The organism is Alteromonas sp. ISO5, assembly GCF_058105165.1.
In genome coordinates this window covers 2165849-2190509 of the sequence record NZ_CM176572.1, presented here as the reverse complement: position 1 = coordinate 2190509, position 24661 = coordinate 2165849, and the positions used below count along the sequence as shown (strand labels likewise).

16 protein-coding genes are annotated in these 24661 nt (G+C 48.3%); 7 read left to right on the top strand and 9 right to left on the bottom strand.

Annotated elements, in window-relative coordinates:
* Positions 1-2 precede the first annotated feature (2 nt).
* On the bottom strand, positions 3-3443 hold the full coding sequence (locus AC2T0J_RS09980; RefSeq protein ID WP_489809983.1) for a hypothetical protein: 3441 nt from the start codon (positions 3441-3443) through the stop codon (positions 3-5).
* Between the two features lie 283 nt (positions 3444-3726).
* Here AC2T0J_RS09980 and AC2T0J_RS09975 point away from each other — a divergent pair, with 283 nt between their 5' ends.
* Positions 3727-4719, top strand: a complete 993-nt coding sequence (locus AC2T0J_RS09975; RefSeq protein ID WP_489809982.1) for a LacI family DNA-binding transcriptional regulator — start codon at positions 3727-3729, stop codon at positions 4717-4719.
* Here AC2T0J_RS09975 and AC2T0J_RS09970 read toward each other — a convergent pair.
* From AC2T0J_RS09970 to AC2T0J_RS09945, 6 genes are all read right to left on the bottom strand, one after another.
* Positions 4700-5932, bottom strand: a complete 1233-nt coding sequence (locus tag AC2T0J_RS09970) for an MFS transporter (protein WP_489809981.1) — start codon at positions 5930-5932, stop codon at positions 4700-4702. The two genes, AC2T0J_RS09975 and AC2T0J_RS09970, sit on opposite strands and share 20 nt — an antisense overlap.
* A 24-nt stretch (positions 5933-5956) precedes the next feature.
* Positions 5957-7981, bottom strand: a complete 2025-nt coding sequence (locus AC2T0J_RS09965) for a glycoside hydrolase family 32 protein (RefSeq protein ID WP_489809980.1) — start codon at positions 7979-7981, stop codon at positions 5957-5959.
* A gap of 64 nt (positions 7982-8045) precedes the next feature.
* Positions 8046-9356, bottom strand: a complete 1311-nt coding sequence (locus tag AC2T0J_RS09960; RefSeq protein WP_489809979.1) for a sugar porter family MFS transporter — start codon at positions 9354-9356, stop codon at positions 8046-8048.
* 41 nt (positions 9357-9397) lie between these two features.
* Positions 9398-11113: a RagB/SusD family nutrient uptake outer membrane protein gene (locus tag AC2T0J_RS09955; RefSeq protein WP_489809978.1), complete on the bottom strand. Its 1716-nt coding sequence runs from the start codon at positions 11111-11113 to the stop codon at positions 9398-9400.
* A 26-nt stretch (positions 11114-11139) separates the two neighbouring features.
* Complete coding sequence (locus AC2T0J_RS09950; RefSeq protein ID WP_489809977.1) at positions 11140-14106, bottom strand: SusC/RagA family TonB-linked outer membrane protein; 2967 nt, start codon at positions 14104-14106, stop codon at positions 11140-11142.
* A 405-nt stretch (positions 14107-14511) separates the two neighbouring features.
* Complete coding sequence (locus tag AC2T0J_RS09945) at positions 14512-15447, bottom strand: hypothetical protein (RefSeq protein WP_489809976.1); 936 nt, start codon at positions 15445-15447, stop codon at positions 14512-14514.
* 330 nt (positions 15448-15777) lie between these two features.
* Between AC2T0J_RS09945 and AC2T0J_RS09940 the strand changes: the two genes are divergently transcribed.
* The 3 genes from AC2T0J_RS09940 to AC2T0J_RS09930 all read left to right on the top strand — a co-directional run bounded on the left by AC2T0J_RS09940 (position 15778) and on the right by AC2T0J_RS09930 (position 18832).
* Positions 15778-16701, top strand: a complete 924-nt coding sequence (locus tag AC2T0J_RS09940) for a bile acid:sodium symporter family protein (protein ID WP_489809975.1) — start codon at positions 15778-15780, stop codon at positions 16699-16701.
* Positions 16702-16888: 187 nt separating this feature from the next.
* Positions 16889-17929 carry an isopenicillin N synthase family dioxygenase gene (locus tag AC2T0J_RS09935; RefSeq protein WP_489809974.1) on the top strand — a complete coding sequence of 347 codons (1041 nt, stop codon included), beginning with the start codon at positions 16889-16891 and terminating at the stop codon, positions 17927-17929.
* Positions 17930-18070: 141 nt separating this feature from the next.
* Entirely contained in the window at positions 18071-18832 is a 762-nt protein-coding gene (locus tag AC2T0J_RS09930) for a class II aldolase/adducin family protein (RefSeq protein WP_489809973.1), read from the top strand.
* Positions 18833-18932: 100 nt separating this feature from the next.
* Here the strand turns inward: AC2T0J_RS09930 and AC2T0J_RS09925 are convergent, their stop codons facing one another.
* A complete protein-coding gene (locus AC2T0J_RS09925; RefSeq protein ID WP_489809972.1) occupies positions 18933-19838 on the bottom strand; it encodes a lactate/malate family dehydrogenase in 906 nt (301 codons plus the stop codon).
* Between the two features lie 102 nt (positions 19839-19940).
* Positions 19941-20906, bottom strand: coding sequence for a LysR substrate-binding domain-containing protein (locus tag AC2T0J_RS09920; RefSeq protein ID WP_489809971.1), 966 nt, complete (start codon positions 20904-20906; stop codon positions 19941-19943).
* Between the two features lie 92 nt (positions 20907-20998).
* Between AC2T0J_RS09920 and AC2T0J_RS09915 the strand changes: the two genes are divergently transcribed.
* Genes AC2T0J_RS09915 through AC2T0J_RS09905 form a run of 3 tightly spaced genes read left to right on the top strand, consistent with a single transcriptional unit; the run spans position 20999 to position 24608 of the window.
* The gene (locus tag AC2T0J_RS09915; protein ID WP_489809970.1) at positions 20999-21913 is read left to right on the top strand and encodes a dimethylarginine dimethylaminohydrolase family protein; all 915 of its coding nucleotides are present in this window, start codon (positions 20999-21001) and stop codon (positions 21911-21913) included.
* Positions 21914-21924: 11 nt separating this feature from the next.
* Positions 21925-23157: a M20 family metallo-hydrolase gene (locus AC2T0J_RS09910; protein ID WP_489809969.1), complete on the top strand. Its 1233-nt coding sequence runs from the start codon at positions 21925-21927 to the stop codon at positions 23155-23157.
* A 32-nt stretch (positions 23158-23189) separates the two neighbouring features.
* Positions 23190-24608 (top strand): aldehyde dehydrogenase family protein, encoded by a 1419-nt coding sequence (locus AC2T0J_RS09905; RefSeq protein ID WP_489809968.1) that lies wholly within the window; start codon positions 23190-23192, stop codon positions 24606-24608.
* Positions 24609-24661 lie beyond the last annotated feature (53 nt).

Sequence of the window (24661 nt, the reverse complement as noted above, 5' to 3'; positions counted from 1 at the left end):
AGTTACTGATTCGCTATAAATCTCTGTAGTTCAACGACTGAAACAGATTGGTCTCGCGTATAAACCCCTACTGACCGTTGCTCCAGATCGTACAAACGGAAACTGAGCGCTCTGAAGTCATTGATATACACGGTGCCAAGTCCAGCTTGTGGATCCAACCACACATCCACTTTCACACCCATTGTAAGGTCCATCGGTACCGCTACCTGTGCATCCAGGCTGCCGGACGTAACGTCTTCACCCTCACTCACTGCGGGTAAATCTGCTGCTCTGAACTGATCCGCTATCAGGTAAGACAGCGCTGAATCTGAACCATCATCGGCATGCTGATCTATCAGCCTGATCACAGCAGTTTGCCCGATATATTCACTGACATCCCAGGTAGCCCACTCCAACAGGAACTTATCGTCCGCCGTCTTTTCGGCGTCAACGCCCGACTGACTGCGAACAACCTCTCCGTTTACAATCAGTACGACTGCTGTCGAATTGGCACTGTCGAACGAGTTAGAGCCACCACCAATCAGAAAGTTAATGTAAGGCTTGGAAATTTCAAAAGACGGGGTATCAGCACTACCTGTTGCACTAAAGCCAATCCAGCCAAGTGCAGTGCCGTCCTCCTCAAACCCATCGCCGAAGCTTGAAAACACCCTTTCACCGACGTTATTGGCAACATCACCGCCCCACCAGCCTCCATCGAGCTTCACAAAATCGCCAGTAATGTTGGTGAACTCATGGGCAGACAACGTATCGTATTGACCACAACAAAATTCGAAACCCGCGATGTTTTGCTCAGGTGCTTCTGTTCTTGCAAAAAGCGGTACGCCTTCTAATGCGGGGGTCGGCGTTACACTTGCACCTCCCGTTGGCGGCGTATCTCCAAAGTAAAACGATGCCTGGTTACTGTTGGTATCAAACTCAAGCCTGGCAACCTGTTCTCCTTCCATAGCGGTTGGAAAATAAATCCCGAACCGACCTCCTGACGTTTCACCTTCTACGGTCATCGACAGGCGGTTCTTCTCACCAAGTGATTCCAGTGTAAAAGCAGAGGATGACATCAGTAGAATTGGCGAAACACCTGATACAGCACCTTCCTGACTCTGGATTTCGGTGCCAGTATCAGCAGCAAACTCAGCTTTATAAGCATCCGGCATTTTTACTGCTAACTCGCCTGATGCCGTACTTTCCAGCTGATGAATTGCCAGGTCGCCACCGAAAGTCCCTGTACCAGCATTCGTTCTGGTCACTTTATGAGGGATCCAGCCAAACATTAACGTCACGTCTTCGGAAGAAGCTGTTCTTCCGGCGTAATAGAACTTGCCATCAAGTGACGCGTAATCAGCCAGTTCCCAACCAGCGCTGGTCTGTTGCAGATACTTAATATCTCTTTCATCGTCATTTTGATCTGAGAACAGCATGAACTGATTGTCTCCAAAATCGATCCAGTCAGGTACTTCAAGGTTCAATGGGGACTCCATAGTAAATAACGGCTCCTGAGGATCCCAGGTAACGAGATTGTCAGAGGTATACAGTCCAATGGCTGCTTGTCCGTTATAACGGCTGGTTATCAGCATCCAGTAACTACCAGTCTCTTCATTCCAGAAGACTTTCGGGTCCCGAAAGTCAAAATCGCTGTACCCATTACTTCCTGTAAAGGTGTCTTCAGGCACTTTAGTAAAGTCTGTCAATGTGCTATCTGTAGCCACTGCATGCATTACTGCCTCGACTGGATTGAAATCAGCATTGTGTCCGGTAAAGAACATATGAGTTTGCCCATCTGCACCCTCAATAATACTGCCTGAACCCGTCCACTGGTCCTGCGTGTTGGTATCGCCGGTGGCTTCAAGCACTCTTTGTGGAAAGCTACCATGCTGAAGATCACTGGTTTTCGTGAGATACCAGTCGTGAAAAGCCGTGTCGATTAAATAGTAAATATAGAATTCACCGTCTCGAAAATACGGGTTTGGATCTGCCATGACTAAAGGTAGCGACACATCATGACCATCAGGAATACTGACAAAATCATTTTTGCTGGGTTCTACAGCGGCGTAATCGGCCAGTCGGACTTCGTCAACCATAACAAAGGCCAGACTCCCGTCATCTTGCCCTTCGTGCTGGTCAATAATCTCCAAAACTGCGGTTTCACCTTGCAGCGCACTGACATCCCAGGAATACCAGTCAACCTGCGACTCCAGACCATTACCCACGGCCTGGCGAACTATCTTGCCATTTACACGTAATACAACCGCGGTTGCATTCTCGTCAGCAAAGTTGTTAGTTCCGCCGCCGACCAGGAAATTTAAAAATTGATGGGTAATTTGAAACGGTGGTGAACTTAATGCACCGGTAGCTTCATCGCCAATCCATCCCAATCCGGTGCCATCGGCAGTAAAACCGTCGCCACGGCTAGAAAGGATCCGTTCTCCCTGATGATTAACAATATCTGCTGCCCACCAGCCGCCATCAAGTTTGTTCATGTCGCCCGTCACCCTGAAGTCGTGATTAGCGTAGGTATTAAATTGCCCGCAACAAAACTCAAAACCGGCGATGTTCTGACCTGGATCCGAAACACGGCTAAACGCAGAGACCCCTTCCACTTCGGGTTCAATCGAAATATTTGCTGAGGCCAGCATTTTACTGCTTACATTCGGTACAGCCGCTGCCTCATCTGAGATTCGGAACTCGTCTGCCAGTAAATAAGGCAAAGAGGTATCAGAATTGTCATCGGGGTGATGGTCGATAAAGCGGATTTTTGCCGTCATTCCAACGTAGTCTGCGACGTCCCAACTAGCCCAATGCATAGTCATTGCACTATCATCACCACTTGCCTGAAGCACTATTTCATCATCGATGATCAACGCTAACGCGGTAGTGTTAGGTTCAGTTACACCATTACTGCCTCCACCAACGAGAAAGTTAATGAAGCGTTCTGTTATTTCAAAAGGAGGGCTTTCCATGGTTCCGATGGCATCAAAACCAATCCAGCCCAGGGCTTCATCATCCTTATTAAATCCATCGCCAAAGCTCGAGAAAACCCGCTCGCCAACAACACCGGCGACATCGGCTCCCCACCAGCCGCCGTCTAATTGATCAAACTTACCGGTTATAGCCTCAAAGCCGTGTTCGGCATAGGTATTGTATTGTCCACAGCAAAACTCAAAACCTGAAAGAACCTGCTCAATATTGTCAGGATTACTAAATAGCGGTTGACCGGAAATCTCAGGATTATCGGTAACAACGATATCTCCATCGGGTTCTTCCTCTTCGTCCGTGTTCCCGCCACTAATGACATCGGACGGACGTTGCCCTTCCTGCAAAATTATTAGGTCCGCATCAACGTTCGTTTTATTCGTTTCATCATCTGAGCATCCCGAAAGAGAGACACTCATCAACAGCATAATGCCCGATAGTTTCCACCCTATTTGATAGGGTTTTGATGTTTTCATGGTTTTCCTCCATAGCCTCCAGAAAGGCTATGTCCGTTAACTTTTAGTTAGATATGCCAAAACACTACTGTCATTTTTGACATGCTCTTTGGGGGTTACCCGAAATAAACAACGTTGTCTTTTTGTAATGCTAGTGTCAGATGAACAGAAATTCAACAAGTTTTTTACATTTTTATTGGGCCCATAAAAATGTAAGTGTTGTTATCAGGTTATGGCAAAATATGACAAAAGTGTGTAGCGTTAGAGAATTGAAATTGAACACTAAAGTCGGAAATCATCAGGTATGGTGACTATAAAGGACGTGGCTGCACATGCTGGCGTTGCATTTAAAACGGTTTCCAGGGTTGTTAATAATGATCCTACAGTTAAGTCAAAAAACCGTGAGAAAGTGCTTAAATCTATTGAAGAGCTTGGATATAGACCGAACCGCGCAGCTCAGATGACCCGCCGCAAAAAATCAGGGGTTGTTGGTTTTATAGCTGATGAGTTACTGAGAGTACCTTACACCTTTGATCTTATCAGAGGCGCGCAGGATCTTGCCTGGAAGCATAATAAAGAACTGATGGTTCTTAACGTAAACGTAAACAAATTCAGCGTTGAAGGAGCGGTGAACCACCTTTTTGAACACCGGGCAGAAGGTATAATTTATGCGGCCATGTACCATCGGGAAGTGACGTTGCCCCCCCAATTTTCAGACGTGCCGACTGTCTTAGCAAATTGCTACGACAGCAAGGATACTTACCCCTCTATTGTTCCGGATGAGCAAGAAGCCGCGCGGGAAATAACCACCAGCATGTTAAGTAAAGGTTACAAACGCATCGCCTTTTTGAATCTGAATGAAAATATTATCGCTGCGAGGCTGCGGAAAAAAGGTGTTGAGCAAGCGTTTGCTGATGCCAATGAACCCCCGGACAACCTGATTATAGAATCGGTCATTATTGGTGATGAGCATAAAGAACACTCAATCGCCCGCAAGCGTGCCGCAGAGTTGATAAAAAGCTTTAAACCCGATGCAATCCTTTGCGGTCAGGATCCAATGGCCGTGGAGGTGTATTTTGTTGCCCAGGCACTTGGCTTACAGGTGGGCAAAGACATTGGAATAGGTAGCTTTGATGACTGGGATATTATTCCATCCCTCGTCCAACCAGGCTTGACTACCATGGCCCTCCCACATTATGAAATGGGTCAGTGGGCATTTAATTACCTGCTTAAGGAACGCGCGGATAAAGTGAAAGAAACGGCGCGTTTTACACTTGTCAGCCGCCATTCATTTTAGCCAATTCCGGGGTTGTCGCAGGTGCTCTGTTTTCCAGCAACCAATACGAAAAGATGAGATTCACAGTAACCACGCTTCCCAACAGGAGGTAAGAATCAGCGAAACCCATTTCATCGTAGAGCTCACCTACAGGCGATGACAGCATAGTAGTCACAACCTGAGTAAATACATTAAACCCGATAAGATAGATGGTTGCCGATAACCTTGCGTCGAAATGCACCACAATGTATTTAAATATGGCTACCAGTAAAATGGGAAGTTCCAGCGCATGTAGCAATTTGACCATAGAAATAGACACGGGATCTGCCACCAGACCAGAGGCCACCATACGTACAGCCATGATAGCCCCACTTAAAAGCAGCCCTTGTTTGGGTCCTATACGATTAACAATATAGGGCGCTACAAACATCACTCCGGCTTCAATAAAAACCTGTAACGAATTGAGATAGCCATAAAACCGGTTGCCTTCTTCTGGCGATGAAAACAGCGAAGCAAAGTAAATAGGAAATTGCTGGTCGTATATTTGATAAAGACAGGATACCCCCATTACATATAGGCTTAACCGCCAGAATTTACTCAGTCGAAAAAGCGACAACACGTCGGTTAAAGCAACCTTGCCAGTTCGAGCGCTAGGGCGACACGTCGACTTTGGTAGCCAGAACAAACACAGGATAAATATCACACCGGTTGCACTGGCAATGGCAAAGTTCAGCTTAGGATCGGCGTTAAACAGTCCTCCGGCGATAAAGGTCGCGCATGCCCATCCCAGCGATCCCCATAACCTGGCTTTGCCAAACTCCACTTCATGCTGTCTGCCTAGCCTTTCAATAAACGCTTCCAGTGTTCCGACTGCGGCGCCAAACGTTAATGCACTATAAACTGCGCCAACAACTGCACCGAGCAAGAAGAATGATTCCAACAACGGCTGATATACAAAGATAAAGAAAGGACCGACACCTGCCAGGAGGATACCCAGCATAAACAAAAGTTGCTTCCCGGTACCGAGTCGATCCTGAAGTACGCCATAGACAGGCATGATTAACAGGGCAGCCATAGCATTGGTCGCGAATACCACACCAGTCTCCTTTCCGGTCAGTCCAAGCGTTTGGTTTAACCATAAAGGAAAAAGTGAGTAACAAAACGACCAGGTCAGGAAAAACGAAAAAAACGTCATTGCTGAGGGCCAGTATGCTGAGTCTGACTGCCACTTCATAATAATATCCCAGGCGTTTATTACCTATTCAGAAGCCCACACTGAGCTCAGGCGTTCAACCGTTACCTGATGTAATGATGGGCTATCCTGACCTACCTGCATCATATCGTAGACGCTCTCAGGAAACACCAGTGTTGTCATTACCGTAGTCCCATTGTCAATGAACAGCTCCAGTGATGAGCGATCAATAACGACTTCCACGTTAAACGCGTCATTAGTTGTCGTTAGAACGCCCTTTTGTAGGTTACCGAATTGATCGTTGAATGATATTGTCCCAGACTCACCGCGATCCACTGAAACTATGGAACGTTGTAAGTCGAGTTGAATATCAACAAATTCATCGTGTTCGTTTTCAAAGCGCAGAGAAACGGGAGATGTCGAATTGCCCTTCACCACAAATGAATAGCGAAGTGCTGATAACCTGCCGGTGTTATCAAGTGCTGATAGGCCGATTGTGTCTCCCGAAGCCAGTAATGAAGTTTCAGTAGAGGCTTCAACTAATTGATCAACCTCATCAACTAACTGGCTACGAACACGTAGCCCTTTACCGGTCTGAGTCAAATGCAGGGAGCGGGGTAGGGTCATAGCGCTACGCCACTTTTCTGTTGGTACCTCGTTGGCGTATAACCAGTTGCTCATCCAGCCCATGAAGATATGACGTTTTTCTGTACTATCCGGTGTATTAAAGAACGTTACACCTGCATAGTTGTCAGTACCATGATCCAACCAAACCGCAGGTTCAACACGGTTGGTTGCAGGGGCTTTTGCAAAAACAATATCATCAATATATGTATGTCCCCAGCTCTCTGACTCTTTATCGATAATTCTCAAAAAAGCGCGCTTACCTAACCACTTACTGACATCCCAACTCGCGTAATGAAGCGTTTCACGGTTGAGCCCTGTTTCGGATTTCACTATATCGCCATCAACCACAAGTTGAATCCCAACCCGGTTGGGATGATGACCGCCGCCAATTTTGAAATTGATAAAAGGTTCGGCGATGATAAATGAATCGGAGGTAAGCGTTCCTGTAGCACGATCCTCATCTGCGAAACTATTTATAAGGTATTCATCCGAATAACCTGCAGGAGGAGGCTGATTGGCATAGCCGCCTTCAGTTGGAACATCTGCAAAAGCAGTTCCTTTTGCTGTCCACTTACCGGCCCCTTCTTCAAAATCATCGAAAACCCTGCCGTTAGGGAACTGCGCAGCAGTTGGTGCAAGCTCACGTTGCCAATCTGGCTCAAGAACAAACTCTTTACCATCAAAATCACCCACAAAATATTGGGTTGCCGAACCGCCGTTGGGCCCGCCGGGAGAAATACTGACTAACAGCACATAGCGGGAGTCGTTCGTCCCCTCAACAGGCATTAACAGCAGTTCCGGGCACTCCCACACACCACCATGACTGCCTATATCTTCACCAAAGGTACTTTCTAAAGTCCAGTCGATCAGATTCCCGGAGCTATAAAAACCAATATGATCTTTTTGTGCTAACACCATTACCCATTTTTCAGAGGGCTCGTGCCACATTACCTTTGGATCACGAAAATCTTTTATTCCCGGGTTTTTAATCACCGGGTTACCTGAATACTTGCTCCAGGTTTTGCCTTTATCCAGACTGTAGGCAAGCGCCTGGGTTTGATAATCGATTTTTCCTTGCTGTTCCATTTCGGCATTGTGATAGGTATACAATGCAACGATAGGAGGGTTCTCTGTAGTTCCTAAACCACTGGAATTACGCCAATCAACTACCGCACTGCCTGAGAATATTGTACCTAGTTCATCCGGGTAAAGAGCAATTGGCAGTTCTTGCCAATGCACCAGGTCCTTGCTCACGGCGTGCCCCCAGTGCATCGGCCCCCAAACTGAAGTGTGTGGGTTATGCTGAAAAAACAAATGATACTCACCATCGAGAAAGAACATGCCATTTGGATCATTCATCCATTGTTCATTAGGGGAAAAATGAACCTGAGGACGAAAGGCTTCGTTGCGATCAGCCTCAACAGCATGTGTGAGGCTCTCGGGTAATCGATTGGTTTGATTCATGGAACATCCAACAAGAACGGTAGAAATAATTAGACCTAACATCGTTTTCATACTTAAAGTGCCTCTATTTTGATAACGCTGCGGACACATCTTCGAGCGTTTTGCCTTTCGTTTCTGGCATCATGAAGCGAACGAAAAGTAGCTGTAAGAACATAGCAAATGTGAAAAAACCAAACACTTGCGTGGCACTGAAGGTGGCTAAAACCTGTGGCATCACGAGCGTGATAAGCGCTGCAAAAATCCAATGCGTACCGCTTCCCAGAGACTGCCCTTTGGAGCGCACGGAATTTGGAAAAATTTCGGCAATAAACACCCAGATAACCGCCCCCTGCCCCACAGCATGTGCGGCAATAAAAACAAAAACAGCGCCAACAACAATAGCTCCACCAACCTGACCGCTAAAAGCCCAGGCCACAGTAGCTAAAGACAGGATGTAACCTATCGAGCCAATGTACATCAGTGATTTTCGTCCCAAACGGTCTATGAGGCTTAAACCAATCATGGTAAAGATCAGATTAACTAACCCAACACCAGCAGTAGACAACAAGGCTGCGCTGCCATCCAAACCGGCCATATCAAAAACGCGTGGTGCGTAATAAATAATGAAATTAATACCTGACAATTGATTGAAAGCGGCAAGCAGAAAAGCCAGTAGCACCGGAAGTCGGTGTTCAGGTTTAAACAACGCTTCTTTCTCGCCCGCTGTATTGTCATGTTTGACTGCGCGAATGGTTTGCTCAACATCCTCGCTTTGTAGTTCCCGAAATACCCGCCGGGCCTCGGCCTCATCATTACGGTGTAGCAAAAGCCAACGAGGGCTTTCGGGCGCTTTTAATACCATTAAAAAGTAAATAAGAGCAGGCAATGCCTCAACTCCCAGCATGATACGCCAGTCTTCAACAATGATACCGGCGAGCAGATAGTTGGAAAGAAACGCGACAAGGATCCCGAAAACAATTTGAAACTGGTAAGTCGCTACCAACCGTCCTCTTACTTTCGCTGGCGCAATTTCTGATATGTATGCCGGCACGGCAATTGAAGAGACTCCGACCCCTAAACCACCTATAAATCTGAGTATGGCAAAGGTGTATGGATCCTGAGCAAGTGCTGAGCCTATTGCCGAAAGCAAATAAAGCACGCCTATCAGAACCAGCGTCTTTTTCCGACCCAGTCTGTCACATGGCCAGTTTCCGGCCAACGCGCCAATGACCGTTCCCCACAGTGCCGAAGACATTACAAAAATCCCGTGAAAGAGCGGAGTCGTCTCCCACAGAGCCTGTATGGATTGGTCTGCACCGGATATCACTGCGGTATCAAAGCCAAATAAAAATCCAGCTATGGCAACGGTAAGTGACCAATAAAGTATTTTATTCATGGTGTGTATCGTACCTCTTGAAGACTGAAGACACGCCGGGCTTAGTAGCCCGGGTTCTGTACATAAATTCCACCACTTAAATTAATCTGTTGATTAGGGATTGGCAGGTATTCATGTTTGTTTTTGGTGAATGCAGCGTCTTCCAAATAGGGCTTTCTGCCACGCTCGGTAAGGAGGTATTCATCTATTGTCTCTTTGGCGATCCCCCAGCGAACCAGGTCGAAGAAGCGATGTCCCTCCAGCCCGAGTTCAACCCGTCTCTCCCAACGCAGCGCCTGACGTGCTTCAGCTTTGGAAGCGAAAGAGTCATAGGTTCCGATGCGATATAAACTGGCGTCGTTTAGCCTTTCCGTGCTTCCTGCTGCTCGTTCCCTGAGTCGGTTAATAACGGGAGTAGCCTCTGCCCAACGGTCCAGCTCAATGAGCGCTTCTGCTTTCCACAGCAAGACATCGGCATAGCGGATTAAAACGGTATTCAAAGAAAATATTGGGAAGGGGCCATTCTCGCCCCGGCAGTCGCACTCAGGGTGTTCCAGATCCTTCATCCCGGTATAGTTGCCATAAATCCCGGGCGCACGCGCCCAGCTATCGCCACCATGGATAAGTTCAGGGTCGTACTTAAACGGCTTACCTTCCATCGCTACGGTATGGTCCAGGCGCGGATCAACATAGTCATTTGCCACGCTGTAGACACTGTCATTAAAGGTTGAGAAGCGAGGTAGTCCGGCGTTATCGGTTTTAAACGCGTTAACGAAGTTCTCTGTAGGAACATGAAAGCCACAGCACCCGAATCCACCTGACATTGGGGCATTTAAGGCACTTGACCAGGCGCCTCTGCCATCAGGACTGCCATCATTCAACGAACGCTGAATAGCAAACACTGATTCCTTGCCATTCTCAAATTCGAACAGGAAGTTTTCCGCATAGTCATCGTACAAACCGTATTGCCCACTGGCTTCAATTTCATCTACCAGGCTTACCACTTCTTCCAGTTTTGGCTGATTGATGTTGACGACATTATGCAATTCATCCTGCTCATAGGCCTGATACAGAAGCGTCTTGGCCAAGTAGGCTTTCGCAGACAGCGCCGATGCCCGGCCAATATCCTGTTGAACATCTGGCAGGTTATTGGCGGCAAAACGAAAGTCTGCGGCAATTTTGTCCCAGAGTTGCTGATCAGTCAGGTCCCGATTCGTAGTGGCTAGTATTTCCTCTTGCGTCATCGTCTCATCAATCCAGGGGATATGTTTGTGATGAATTTTAAGGTCAAAGTAAAAAATAGCTCTGAGGAAACGTAATTCTGCTGCTTTTTCGTCGGCGGTTGGTAACTCACCTGTCGGTGTTTCTGCGATAACCTGAAGTGCCGAATTAGCCCGCGATATACCGGTGTAATTACGCGTCCACTTTTTATTATTAAGGTCTATTAAATCGGGTGGGAACGACTCCATGTCAGGCACTAGCGGTTCATACATTGAAAGCGCATGATAGGCAAAAATATCAGACGGTCCATTGCCCCCCTTATGCGCGTCCCCTGCACGCAAATTACCTGTCGGCCAGAGAAAATTAGGCGCAGTGTAGTGATCATTGCCAAGGTAGGAGTAGGTAGCGATTACCAAGGCATCAATGTTCTCGGTCGTTGCCACCTGATCTTCAGTCAATACCGCTTGCGGTTCACTGTCTAACTCACCACTTCCGCCGCATGAAACCACAGACAGCGCAATCAGACTTGTTGCGAAAAATTTGCTTATATTATTCATAATTCTAAATCCATTATCCTGTTCGTTTAAAAAGAAACTTCCAGCCCGAGGGTAAATCGGCGGGGTACAGGAAAGACTTCGTTAGGCGTTTCCGGATCTTCGCTTAGTGTGCCATCTGGCGTTATCGTCAGAAGATTCTGAGCCTGGAGATAAACACGCGCGTCGGAAAGGCCAAAGCGCTCGATGAAGTCCAGTGTCGGTCTGTAGCCAACACTGATATTGCGTAGTTTGAGATAGGTACCATCTTCCCAGAAGAAACTCGACTGACGGCCCTCGCCATTGTTGTCAATTAATGTCAGTGCCGGCACATTGCTATCTGTATTCTGAGGAGTCCATGCGCCTAGCGTCCGGGCACCATAGTTAGAACCAATGTTCAGTGAAGTGAAATCGGTAAACAGCCGCCAGTTATTGCGAATTTTCCCGCCTTTCACGCCTTGCCAGAACATATTGAAGTCCCAGTCTCTGTATTTAAACGTGAAATTCATTCCGTAGATAAAATCAGGATCAGTATCAGCAAAGAAGTCCTGATCGTTTTCATCGATAACACCATTTCCATCCAGGTCCTGCCAGCGGATCCGGCCTGGCGCCGCACCTGATTGCGTGGCGTGAGCATCAACCTCGGACTGACTTTGGAAAATACCATCAGCGACGTACCCGTAAACCGAGTTGATTGAACGACCCAAAATAGTTTTGTCCTGACCATTACCACCAAAGGAATTAACCACATCTTCAGGAAGAGCGGTAACGGTGTTTTCAGCCGATGACACATTAAAGTTAATGTCTACCAGCAGTTCATCTTCCAGCCAGCCTGTGTCGATCCACTTCTCATAGCCAAGGACCAGTTCAACCCCGGCATTTTCAATTGTGCCGCCATTAACCCACTTTTGCGCCCCTTCTCCGAGCGTCGCGATCGGCTGTGTCAAGGTGAGAATGTCACGAGTTTCCTTTTCGAACCAATCAAAGCTCCCGTAAACGGTGTTATCAAACAGTTCAAAGTCAACCCCGAAATTTATCTGCGTAGAGGTTTCCCATTTCAGGTCGGGGTTACCGGTTTGTGCACGAACAAAACCCGATGGCAAAGTGCCACCGTTGGACCCGGTAATATCGTATGCCGTACCTTCGTCTTGCTGATTTGTGAAAAGCGATTGCGTTGCATAGCGTGGTATGTAAGTGGTGACGGTCGCATTTGTTGGGATTTCCTGATTCCCTGTTTCACCCCAGCTTCCTCGTAGTTTCAAAGTGTCGATAAAGTCAACGTCGAAAAAGTCTTCATTGCTTACAACCCAACCAATCGAAGCGGCAGGGAAATTACCGTATTCGTTTGCGTCGCCAAACCTTGAGGAACCATCCCGACGAATCGTGAAGGATGCCAGATAACGATTATCGTAATTGTAATCTACACGAGCAAATTGAGAGTCAAGCGACCAGGTCTCTCCTTCGCCTTCAACTCTTACGTCCGACGTGGCCTGAGACAAGTAAGCAAATGAACGATCATCGGAAGCGAAGCCAGAACCGATGCCCCGGGATAATTCTCTTTCATAGTTAATTTGCTCTACGCCGGCAAGAAAGTTGAACTTGTGAAGATCGTCCAACACTAATTTATAAGTAGCTGTCGCACCGGTAATAATGCTTTGATTCCAGTTATCTTCAACAGTTAGTCGGTCGCTGCCACTAAGTGAACCCGCAGTATATGCACGAGTAAAATTCCGGAAGTAGAACTGACTGTAATCAACACCAACATTTCCTCGTAGTGTTAAATTCTCAATTGGAGAATACTCAACGAAAAAGTTTGCCATTACCTTGTTGTAAGTATGGTTGTTGTCACGATTCTGCTCAATAATACGAACAGGGTTGTCCCTATCCGTAATTCCCGGAACAGGCCCTCCCCAGCCACCTACATCGTTGTACACTGGTACGATAGATTGCTGCTCAATTGATAATCCCAGGATCTGTCCGGCAAGGTCATTGATAAGATTAGCTTTCTGATCAGTGATCAGGAACGTCTGTCCCACTTTAATCTTATCTTCCACGACTTCATGTTCTGAGTTAAACCTGAAAGCCAGTCGCTCGAACTTGGAACCATCGACAATTCCCTCGGCTTCGAAGTATCCGAGGGAACTATAAAATGTTGAAACATCATTCCCGCCAGCCACGGAAAAATTCATATCCGATACTTTTGACGTTCTGGTCACTTCGTCAAACCACCGGGTATCCGCCGGCCGCTGTACTCCCTCCGGATCAGTGTAGGTAGGCAGAATGACCGAATATAACGCTGGGTTTTCAAAGTCCTGATTCCAGTCAAAGGTATAGAGCGGGCTTGCAGAATTTGGATTTGACCCATCATTGACTGCCGCGCGCCATACGACTGCGCCACGCTCTAGCGTATTGAGCGGCTGCAGATCATAGTCGTATTCTTCGATACTCTGGTTGAAACGAAAGTTGAAATCCAGCCCGTCATAACCTTTCTTCGTAGTCACAACAATTACGCCGTTTCCTGACCGGGCACCATAGATACTTGCAGCAGCCGCATCCCGCAGCACCTGAACATCTGCAATATCGTTGCTGTTAATTTCGTGTAAACCCGACTTCGTTGGGATGCCATCGATGATATAGAGCGGATCATTATTGCCAAGTGGACCCAGACCTTGTCCCCGGATTCTTACTGTCGCGGTCGAGCTTGGATTACCAGTGGTGGTGATCTGGAGACCTGGCACCCTGCCTTGCAGATTTTGCATTATATTGCCGGCAGGAAGATCTATTATATCTTCAATGTCTACGGTGGCTATAGAACCCGTCAGATCTGTTTTCTCAACTGCGCTGTAACCGTAGGAAATTTCTATTACTTCTACTTCTTTTGGCGTTTCCACCTGTGCTGTATCTGACTCAGTTTCCTGCGCCTGTAACGACGTTGCCATCAGCATCAGCGCAAGTGGAGCAGGCTTTATTGCCGCCCGTAACTGACGTGCTAATGGATGCAATTTGTAGTCTTTCATATCGCGTCCCGATAGTTGAAGTGGTGTAATTTCTAAAATAAACAACGTTGTCTTTTTACGTTATACTAGCTCACCAGGAATTGATCAACAAAAAATTAACAATGAATTTTACATATAGTTTTTAAACCGATAATGTCGCGGGAGCAGATCTAAGCACCAAACACCTTCTGTCAGAGGGACGACCTGGAGTTGATGAAATAAAGATAACCAATACTTCTCGGTAGTTTGAAGAGTTAAAAAAAGAGTGACCCTATCTGTAAGAAAAGAGGCCTGAAAGCCACTTCCGCGCTTCGGCCCAAAAGCCAACTTCTGCTCTCCTCTTTAATGCTGTTATCTGAGGGAATGAAACCGGGATGCCCCGGCCTCATTCATGCTTTTTGTTAACCCTACACGAGTGCCCGGAAATTACTCCGCCAGTTGCGCCAGACAGTCAATTACCTTGTCTTCGGTTGCCTTAAAGCGCGCCTCATAAGGTGGCAGGGCTTCCTTAGGATCCGCCTCTTCGTTGATGATTTTATTTCGAATATATTCATAACGTTGCTCCAACACCGCTTGCTGGGTTGTATATGTCACACCGTCTATCTCAAATCCGTTGCTATACACTTTACTGGCACAGAGCTGATGATCTTTTTGCGACATCAGTAATGTCGATGAAACGCTTTTCGTCCAGCCTTCAATCGCCTCATAGATGTAGTCTTTCATCGAGACTTTAAAGGCTGCATTATTATCAGCAAAAGGTTCCAGCCAGGCAAACTCACTGTTGGCGTCCCGCTCAAACACCCTGGCTTTTGCCAGCACCTTCTGGGTAGCCAGATCAATCAGTTCAAATTTAATCAATACGAAAGCGCCGACATTATCATTTGCAACATGTTTTCTTAACCCGAAACCATTAACCGAAACCGGCGCCTGATCAAACTGAACGCTGTCCCTTGATGCCACAATAACGTATTTCAATGCCATTTCTTCCGCCTTTGCGGCGAACAAACGACTAAATTGCGTTATATCCAGCGCAGCAATAGCTTCCTCGTTTTTATAAGCACCGCGGTACGTTGCAAAATCAACATCAACCGGTACCACTCTCACCCGCGGGTTTACCCTGCTTAGCGCGCTGGTCATCGTAGACGTCACATAGTTATCTATGTCGAGATTAGGGAAGGGGTAGAGGTTATTTTCGTTATTAAAGACGGTCACCCCCACATAGTTGTAGGCTATCTGGTCATCGATAATCGACACCACACCTACTTTATCGATACCAGCTAACTGCTCATCGGTAATTCGTTCACCAAAAGTTTCGCATCCACTTAACAATCCCAATAGGATGATGCACACAAACGCTCTCATAACTTACCACTCTCCTTGTCATCCGCGCCTGCCCGATAGCAAACCTGGGGCGAGCGACGTCATATATTTTATAAACTTAATCATTGCTGCGAGAGTGACTGCAGAGAACAGCGCATCTCGAAAAGTGCAGATTTTGAATATAGTATGATGCACTTTCAATTTCTAACTATCTGTTAAATATTAACTTTAATCAACAAGGTAATTCGCAACGCCCCCCTACCAGTAACAGTCATACCGACAAGCAACGCCAAATCCGCCACTGGTCTAAGTTGCCCTTCTTACCACCAGCGATGGTAAGCTAATGACTATCGTTTTTTGTTAAGGGTCGCCATGGCCATTTATTTGTTTCCCCTCTGGGCACTCATCGTCAGTATTTTTGCTTACTTGTTTCCGCAGTGGTTGGTGGGGCTCAAATCCATTATTGTGCCGTTATTAGTATTAGTCATGCTGGCAATGGGTCTCACCCTTAAATGGCGCGACTTCACCAAGGTGTTAGCCTACCGCCACATTGTGGCAACCGGTGTGGCAATTCAGTTTGTCGTGATGCCGTTTGCGGCCTGGCTCATTGCCTTACTGCTGGGTCTTTCAGAAGCGCTCATGACAGGCATGATGCTGGTGGGCGCAACGGCCGGCGGAACCGCATCGAATGTGATGGCTTACTTAGCCAAAGGCAATGTCGCGTTGTCGGTCAGTATGACTATGATATCCACTCTGGTTGCCGTGCCCATGCTGCCATTACTCACCTGGTGTTATCTTGGCGAGAGCGTTGATGTGCCGGCGATGTCAATGCTGGCCATGCTGTTTAAGGTAATTGTACTGCCAGTCTCTGTTGGCATGCTGCTAAACCAGCTGTTAAAAAATCGCTTCGCCGCACTTAGCGGTTTACTGTCAATATTATCAATGGGCGCAATCCTGTTAATTATCGCCATTGTGGTTGCATTAAACCACGAAAACCTTAGTACCGTCGCCATGCCGCTGGTGTGCGCAGTGGTGCTCCATAACCTTACGGGATTAGGTTGTGGGTATGTCATCGTGCGTAAGCTCGGCTATGACTCGATAATTGCCAGAACCGTCGCCATTGAAGTGGGCATGCAAAACTCCGGATTAAGTGTTGCACTGGCGTTGAAATACTTTACGGCTGCCAGTGCGTTACCTGGGGCTATTTTCAGTATCTGGCACAACTTGTCAGGCGCTCTGTTTGCCGGTTATTGGGCTAAAAAATCAAATCCGCCGGGTAATTCTCAGCATCAGTAGACGGGGTAAGCACGCTGCCAGACATGCCGGCGCAGGTGAAAACATAACATTCTTCGTATTTTCAGCGGATCCGTCATGTGGTCTTATGCATGTAACGAGACTGAACACACCATAAGGGCAGTAAATAGCCTATCGGTTCGTCAGGCCGAACGCCTTTTAAGACAAAGACAACAAGTTGAGAATGACAATGACATCTAACACCTTTACCGAAATTCCGGTGATTGATATTTCCGGCTTATTCAGCGAGTCGGTTGAAGCTCGCTTAAATGTAGCTGAGCAGATGGGCAAAGCCGCCCGTGACGTGGGTTTTCTGTATGTCGTGGGTCATGGCATGCCAGCCGATAAAATTGCCGCCCTGCGCGATGCCGCCAAGCGCTTTTTTGCCCAGTCTGAAGAAGAAAAGATGAAATACTACATTGGCAGCTCGGCCTCGCATAAAGGCTTTGTTCCGGAAGGCGAAGAAATTTATGGCACCGGCAAACCCGATAAAAAAGAAGCCTTTGATGTGGGTTTTCCGGCCCCGCACGACCACCCGCTGGTTAAAGCTAAAACCCCGTTAATCGGTCAGAATGAATGGCCGACGCTGGCGAATTTTAAAGAGCCGGTACTCGATTATTATGAAGCCGTATTTGCGCTGGGCCGTAAGTTGTTTTCTGGCTTTGCGCTGGCGCTGGGCTTACCGGAAGATCATTTTGAAAGTATGATCACCTGCCCGCCATCCAAACTGCGCCTTATACATTATCCGCTGGATACCGAGGCAGAAGACCGGCCGGGTATTGGTGCTCACACCGATTATGAATGCTTTACTATCCTGCTACCTGACCAGCCCGGCCTGGAAGTGATGAATGATGATGGCGAGTGGATTGATGCCCCACCGATTCAAAAAGATGGCGAGGAAGCCTTTGTTATCAACATTGGCGATATGCTTGAAGTGCTGACTGCCGGAAAGTTTGTGGCGACCTCACACCGTGTGAGAAAAGTGTCTCAGGAACGTTATTCTTTTCCACTGTTCTTCGCCTGCGATTACCACACGCTAATTCGCCCGCTCGAGCAATTTGATGACGGCAGCGCTGAATACAAAGAACTCAGTATTGGCGAGCATATGTACAGCCAGGCATTACAAAGCTATCGTTATCTGCGTGAAAAAGTGGCTAAAGGCGAACTTTCGTTACCTGAGCGGGCAACGGGTGTGGCAACCTTTGGGCACTTAAAAAACACGAAGTCTTAATCTGCCAGACGAACAGACACATAAAATAACAGGGCTCGCGTACACGCTGGCTCTGTCGCGTTATAATCAAATAATGGCGTTACACAGCTCTGGTGATAGCCGTAGAGCTGTAAACGTTAAGGATTTTTGAGGAACTTTGTTATGGCCGAACTGAGCCACAGTGCAAACGCTGTTAGCGCCGAACAAGCATTACGTACCGACCTTGCTGCCGCTTACCGGCTATTAGATTTAAATGGCTGGAGCGATATGATTTTTACCCATATCTCAGCGCGTATGCCAGACGAGGCTGACCGCTTCCTGTTAAATAGTTACGGCCTGCTGCCCGAAGAAGTAACAGCTTCAAATCTGGTTATGGTCGACGTGCAGGGGGAAAACGCGGATAACAGCCCGGCCTCGGTGAACCCGGCCGGATTTACTATTCACAGCGCACTCCACATGGCCAGAGACGATGCACACTGTGTTATGCATACCCACACCATGGCAGGTATGGCCGTGTCTGGTTTAGCCGAGGGTTTATTACCGGTTAATCAAACCAACATGGAATTTTTTAATCGGGTGGCCTATTACGATTATCAGGGTATCCCACTGGAATGTGACGAGCGCGAGGCGATAGTCGCCGCCATGGGGGACAAAAACAGCATGATCCTGCGTAATCATGGCTTGTTAACGGTTGGCCGCACGGTAGCAGAAGCGTTTTATCGTATGTACTACCTCAATAAAGCGTGCGAAATTCAGGTCGAAACCATGAAAACCCGTGGCACGCTGCTAATTCCAGACGACGAGATCTGCGAACACGTTGCCCAACAGGCCTCCAGCCCCCGCTATATGGCACAAAGTATCGACCTTATCTGGCAGGCCATGATCCGTAAACTGGATCGCACAGACCCCTCTTACCGCGACTAATCAGCCTATGCCCAAAAAAAGACCCGCATAATGCGGGTCTGAAGGAGTAAAGAAGGTTTAATACGGCACCTTCGATTACACATGAACTGTTTAAACTGGTTTAAGCCATCGCCACATACTGGCGAATAATGCTCACGGATTGAACAAACCGGCGCTGCTCAACATCATTTAGAGACAGCGCAAAGCGCTTGCCCAACCCGGCTTTACCTACCTGGGTTGGATGATTGATATAACACCCGGCCGCTTCATCAAACACCGACACCGAATACACTTTCTGGCTGTTATTGAGAATGGCATAACAAATATTGGCCGCCATCGCACCGATACCATACTCAGTGCACCCTTTGCCGTTATAAATTACCGAACCGGTTTGCATGACGTTGTTTTCGATTTGTGCTTTTTGCTGATCGCTGATGTGCCATTCAGACGCCGGTATGCCTGCCATCCGCATGGGCGACCAGGCAACAAACTGGGAGTCGCCATGTTCACCGGCCATGTAGCCATCAATATCCGCCGGGTTTAACTCCAGGTAGTCACCTAACAGGCGCTGCAGGCGAAGGGAGTCCAGGGTGGTGCCGGTACCAAAGACACGACTCTTCGGTAAACCGGACGCTGCCTGCAGCACCTGGGTGATAACGTCACACGGATTAGTAATATTCAGCACTATCCCCTGATAACTGGCGTCTTTCAGGGTTTCCGCCAGACTGAGAATGCCAGCCTTGTTGCTGTAAAATTCGTCCAGACGGTCCAGCGAGGTAATATTCGCCGGGCCGATTGCCACTACGATGATGTCAGCGTTGAGCATATCGTCGGTGTCATTTACCGTGATGCTTACGTCCTGATTAAGGGCAATCAGTGCATCTTGCAAGTCCAACGCATGACTGGAGGCTTTCTCACTGTTGGAATCAATAATAGTGAGATGAGCAACTATCGCCTTATTGATCAGGGTATAAGCCAGCGCTGCACCTACGTTACCAAACCCTACTATTGCGATATGTCTGTTCATCTCACTTCACTGAACTATTAAAAACCAGACTCAGTCTAGAAGCTAGGCGTTGTGCAATCTAACAGTGTTTTTTAATGGCGCTATGAGGTTTTGGAATGGCAGTTATTCAGGTGCAGAAAAAGTATCGGCAATCACTTCATAAACCCCGTGATTGAGCCGTGCACCGCTTTTTTCAAGACTACTGATTATGGTTTTAAGCACCAGCAGCGTTCGCTGTGTCATATGTTCCCGGGGTTCAGTAACAAGGAAAACCGATTCACCAATCTGTTGATTAGTTTCGATAATCTGCATGAGTTTACCCTGCTGGATATCTTCACGGACTTCCATCACATCAGCCAGCGCCAGCCCCATACCAAGCCGGGCAGCTTCAATCGCCTGATAAGCATAATCAAAGTAAGTATGCTGGGCTGCCTGATGTACATCGAGTCCGTGCGACAGTAGCCATTGCTGCCACTGATTAAGCCGGTCGTGTAATAGCGGATGAGTAAGTAGCGCCGCAGGTGAGCTAAGACGCTGACCATTAACCAACTTGGGGCTGCACACAGGCACATAATATTCGTCATACAGCTTGCTAACGACGCGACTTTTATCGGCAGGGACGCCAAGGGTTAGCGCTATATCGAACTCCTGGTTAAGCGATTCCGCCAGTGGCTCCACCGTTTTTATTCGCAGTGTGATCTCCGGGTACTGTTTTTGTACATGGGTTAGCACCGGTAACAGCCAATTCATAGAAATCGTCGCGGTACAGGCAATCACTAGTTCACCGGCAATTTGAGTAGGATCCATATAGTGCAACCCGCGATTGAGCTCCTGAAAAGCCAACTGCACCGATGCCAGTAGTCGCCGACCAACCGGCGTTAACTGAATTCCATTTCCTTCCCGGTGAAACAGATTAGTGCCTAAACGCTCTTCGAGTTGCCGTATATGCCGACTTAAAGCTGAATGTGAAACGTGCAGTTCCTGCGCTGCACGGCGAATATGGCTATGCCGGCCGGCCGCCTCAAATGCGCGTAATGCCGTTAGCGGAATTTGACGTAAATCCAGATAAGGAGATTGTATTGGTCTCATTTTGTCACCAATATGGTATAAATTCGTTACTTGAATATGCTAATTAACACCATAAACTGGAAAAAACATCAATGCTTATGGAGCAATTAGCGATGACTAACTCACAATTTTTCCGCCGCCGTAACCTTACTGGGGGTACAGAAAGAATGCCTCACTGGGGTATGAATTCAGAATATGGCGTACTGCAGGACGTATTGATTGGTCCGATGGATCACTACACCTGGCAAACTGGTAATGCCATGTCCCGCCGTTCTATGCGTTTGGGTCGCAGCTTCGATAAAGAGGTTGCCAAGCAACAGTATCAGGAAATGTGCGATATTTACGAGCATTGCGGTGTAAAAACCCATTTCCTGCAGGCCGACGAAAACCTGCCTTATCAGATTTATGCCCGTGACTCCTCGGTGATGACGCCATGGGGCCCAATCGTGACACAAATGTACAGCCCGTGGCGCCGTGGTGAATGGCTGGAAGTCGTGAAATTTTATCAGCAAAACGATATTCCTTTGTACGATGTGGTTACTGCCGGTACCTTTGAGGGGGGTGACTTTATGGTGCTGGAGCCAGGCGTGATACTGTGTGGTTACACCGGTGAACGTACCAGCAAGGAAGGCCTTGATCAGGTGCGTGGCTGGCTCGAAAAAGAGGGCTGGGAATTCCGAGCCTACGAATTTGACCCCTACTTCCTGCACCTGGACGTTAAGGTGGCCATGTTATCTGAAAAGCTCGCCGCCGTGTGTACCCAGGCCGTAGAACAGGAACAGCTGGACTGGTTTAAGTCCCGCGGTATCGAAATCATCGACCTGTCGTACCGCTCGGTACTGGAGCTGGGTGTAAACGTAGTCGCACTGGGTAACGACCGCGTGCTGGTGCCTGCAGGTAGCAATGAACTGGTCGAAAAAGCCAAAGCCCATGGCCTTGAAGTGTACAGCCCGGATATGTCCATGTTTACCTCTGGTGGTGGTGGCGTTCACTGTATGTGTCAGCCACTTAGCCGTAAAGACGCATAGGAGTTACAACAATGACAGCATTAGCAGTAAATGGTGAACGACTGTGGTCAACCCTGATGGAAATGGCCGACATTGGCGGCACTGCCAAGGGCGGCTGTAACCGACAGGCATTAACCGAAAAAGATAAGATCGGCCGTGAGCTGTTTATTCGCTGGTGCAAAGACATTGGCTGCACCATGCGGGTAGACCAAATGGGCAACCTGTTTCTGCATAAGGCAGGAAGTGATGATTCGCTGCCGCCAGTGTTAATGGGCAGCCACCTCGACACTCAGCCCACCGGCGGCAAATTCGACGGTGTGTATGGTGTGCTTGGCGGTCTGGAAGTACTGCGCACGCTGCATGATGCCGGGATCACCACTAAACACCCCATCGAAGTGGCCGTATGGACCAACGAAGAAGGCGCACGTTTCTCACCGGCCATGGTCGGCTCGGGCGTATGGTGTGGTGAATTTGATTTAGAATACGGGTTATCCCGCACCGACAAACAGGGCATCACTATTAAACAAGCGCTCGAAGAAATCGGCTTTGCCGGTACCGAGCCGTGCCAACCGTTCCCGGTGAAAGCAGCGTTTGAACTGCACATTGAGCAGGGCCCTATTCTTGAATCGCTGGAAAAGCCGATTGGCGTGGTGAAAGGTGTACAGGGCATGCGCTGGTACGATTTAATTATTGATGGCCAGCCGGTTCACGCCGGTCCAACGCCTATGGAGCAGCGCCGCGATCCGTTTATGGCGCAATCGGCCATTGTGAGTGAGTTATACGCTCTGGCGGCCGAGCATTCGCCCTGGGCGCGGGCAACTTTTGGCGATATAAAGGCTGAGCCCGGCTCACGCAATACCGTGCCGGCCCGTTTGACCATGGCGGTGGATTTACGCCATCCGGACCAGAAAATTCTTGAACAAATGGACGCTGCGTTTCGCGACATCACACAAAAAACCTGTGAAAAATTTGGCCTGACCTTTGAAATTAAAGACGAATGGAATTCACCAGCGGTAGAATTTAATACCGACTGTATCAACGCGGTTCGCGAAGCCACTCAGGCTAACGGCTATGCCTATGAGGAGATGTTCTCGGGGGCCGGCCACGACTCGGTGTACACGTCGCGGGTGATCCCAACGTCGATGATTTTTATTCCCTGCGAAAAAGGCATCAGCCATAACGAAGCTGAAAATGCCACGCCAGCAGATATTAAAGCGGGCTGTAATGTGCTGCTAGGTGCCGTACTGAAAATGGCCAATGACTAACCGTCCTGGCGACCCAAAAAGGATAATTAATAATGAAAGACTACCCGCAACTTTATATTAATGGCGGTTGGGTAACCAGTCAGTCGGTAAGCAAAATCGATGTCATTAATCCGGCTGACGGCAGTATTTACGCCACTGTTCCGGCCGCATGTGAGAGCGACATCAACGCCGCTGTAGCCGCTGCTAAACACGCCTTTTCGAGCTGGTCAGCAACCACCGCAGAGTATCGCGCTGGTTTAATTCATGCGATTGCCGATGGCATGGAAGCACGTAAAGATGAGTTAATCGAAGCCATTGTCAATTCAATGGGTTGCCCGGTGGCACTGGCCGATGAGATCCAGGTACAAGGCAGTATTGATGCCTTTCGCAGCTTCGCTGGCCTGGCCGCTCATATGGAAGAATCCGAAACCTTTGATAACTATATCAAAGTGCAGGAGGCCGTAGGCGTGTGTGTTTTGATAAACCCATGGAATTACCCGTTGTCGCAACTGGCCGGCAAGTTAGGGCCTGCCCTCGCCGCGGGTTGCACCACGATTTTAAAACCAGCAGAACAAACGCCCCTGCAAGACCTTATTCTGGCAGACATTATTCACGCAGCCGGCGTGCCGGCTGGCGTGGTAAATGTACTCACTGCGGTCGGCAGTGACATCGGCGACTATTTATGTAGCCATGCCGATGTGGACATGGTGTCGTTTACCGGCTCAACCCTGGCGGGCGTGAAAGTGGCTCAGGCTGCCGCGCCCGGCGTAAAGCGCGTGTGCCAGGAGCTTGGTGGTAAATCCCCTTACATCATTGCCCCGGGTGCAGATTTAGCCGCTGCCGTGCGCTATGGCGTTGAAGATGTCATGATCAATTCCGGCCAGACCTGCTGCGCGCTAACACGCATGCTGGTGCCTGCTGAATCACTCAAAGAAGCAGAGGAAATTGCCGCTCAGGTTGCTGCAGAATGGCGACCCGGCAATCCTCTTGATCCCAATACCATGCTGGGCCCGGTAAGTTCGCATAAGCAACAAAAGCGTATTGCCGGCTTCATTCAGCAAGGCATTAACGAAGGTGCAAAACTGGTTTGCGGCGGCACAGCGGTGCACGCCAGTCTGCAGCAGGGAGCCTATGTGGCACCCACCATATTCTCTAATGTCAGCAATGATATGACCATCGCCCGGGAAGAAATCTTTGGCCCGGTGCTGTGCATAATGCCTTACCAGTCTCTTAATCAGGCAATCAGTATTGCCAATGACACCCCCTATGGTTTGTCCTCAGGCGTGTATGCCAAAGATGCAGAAGAAGCCAAGCTGATTGCCCGCCGTATTCGCGCCGGCCAATGCTATATCCAGGGCGCATTATTCAACACTGATGCGCCGTTTGGTGGCTACAAACAATCCGGCAACGGGCGGGAATGGGGTCTGAGCGGTCTGCACGAGTATACCGAAACCAAGGCGCTGATTATCTAACCGTTGTTCATTTACCTGTAAGGAGTCGTATTTCACGATATTAAAGGCAACCC

Bases quoted from the DNA above. Each gene is read 5' to 3' on its own strand.
- AC2T0J_RS09950 (WP_489809977.1), bottom strand. From the start codon at position 14,106: ATGAAAGACTACAAATTGCATCCATTAGCACGTCAGTTACGGGCGGCA.
- AC2T0J_RS09955 (WP_489809978.1), bottom strand. From the start codon at position 11,113: ATGAATAATATAAGCAAATTTTTCGCAACAAGTCTGATTGCGCTGTCT.
- AC2T0J_RS09920 (WP_489809971.1), bottom strand. From the start codon at position 20,906: ATGAGACCAATACAATCTCCTTATCTGGATTTACGTCAAATTCCGCTA.
- AC2T0J_RS09910 (WP_489809969.1), top strand. From the start codon at position 21,925: ATGACAGCATTAGCAGTAAATGGTGAACGACTGTGGTCAACCCTGATG.
- AC2T0J_RS09970 (WP_489809981.1), bottom strand. From the start codon at position 5,932: ATGAAGTGGCAGTCAGACTCAGCATACTGGCCCTCAGCAATGACGTTT.
- AC2T0J_RS09915 (WP_489809970.1), top strand. From the start codon at position 20,999: ATGACTAACTCACAATTTTTCCGCCGCCGTAACCTTACTGGGGGTACA.
- AC2T0J_RS09975 (WP_489809982.1), top strand. From the start codon at position 3,727: ATGGTGACTATAAAGGACGTGGCTGCACATGCTGGCGTTGCATTTAAA.
- AC2T0J_RS09925 (WP_489809972.1), bottom strand. From the start codon at position 19,838: ATGAACAGACATATCGCAATAGTAGGGTTTGGTAACGTAGGTGCAGCG.
- AC2T0J_RS09930 (WP_489809973.1), top strand. From the start codon at position 18,071: ATGGCCGAACTGAGCCACAGTGCAAACGCTGTTAGCGCCGAACAAGCA.
- AC2T0J_RS09945 (WP_489809976.1), bottom strand. From the start codon at position 15,447: ATGAGAGCGTTTGTGTGCATCATCCTATTGGGATTGTTAAGTGGATGC.
- AC2T0J_RS09940 (WP_489809975.1), top strand. From the start codon at position 15,778: ATGGCCATTTATTTGTTTCCCCTCTGGGCACTCATCGTCAGTATTTTT.
- AC2T0J_RS09980 (WP_489809983.1), bottom strand. From the start codon at position 3,443: ATGAAAACATCAAAACCCTATCAAATAGGGTGGAAACTATCGGGCATT.
- AC2T0J_RS09965 (WP_489809980.1), bottom strand. From the start codon at position 7,981: ATGAATCAAACCAATCGATTACCCGAGAGCCTCACACATGCTGTTGAG.
- AC2T0J_RS09960 (WP_489809979.1), bottom strand. From the start codon at position 9,356: ATGAATAAAATACTTTATTGGTCACTTACCGTTGCCATAGCTGGATTT.
- AC2T0J_RS09905 (WP_489809968.1), top strand. From the start codon at position 23,190: ATGAAAGACTACCCGCAACTTTATATTAATGGCGGTTGGGTAACCAGT.
- AC2T0J_RS09935 (WP_489809974.1), top strand. From the start codon at position 16,889: ATGACATCTAACACCTTTACCGAAATTCCGGTGATTGATATTTCCGGC.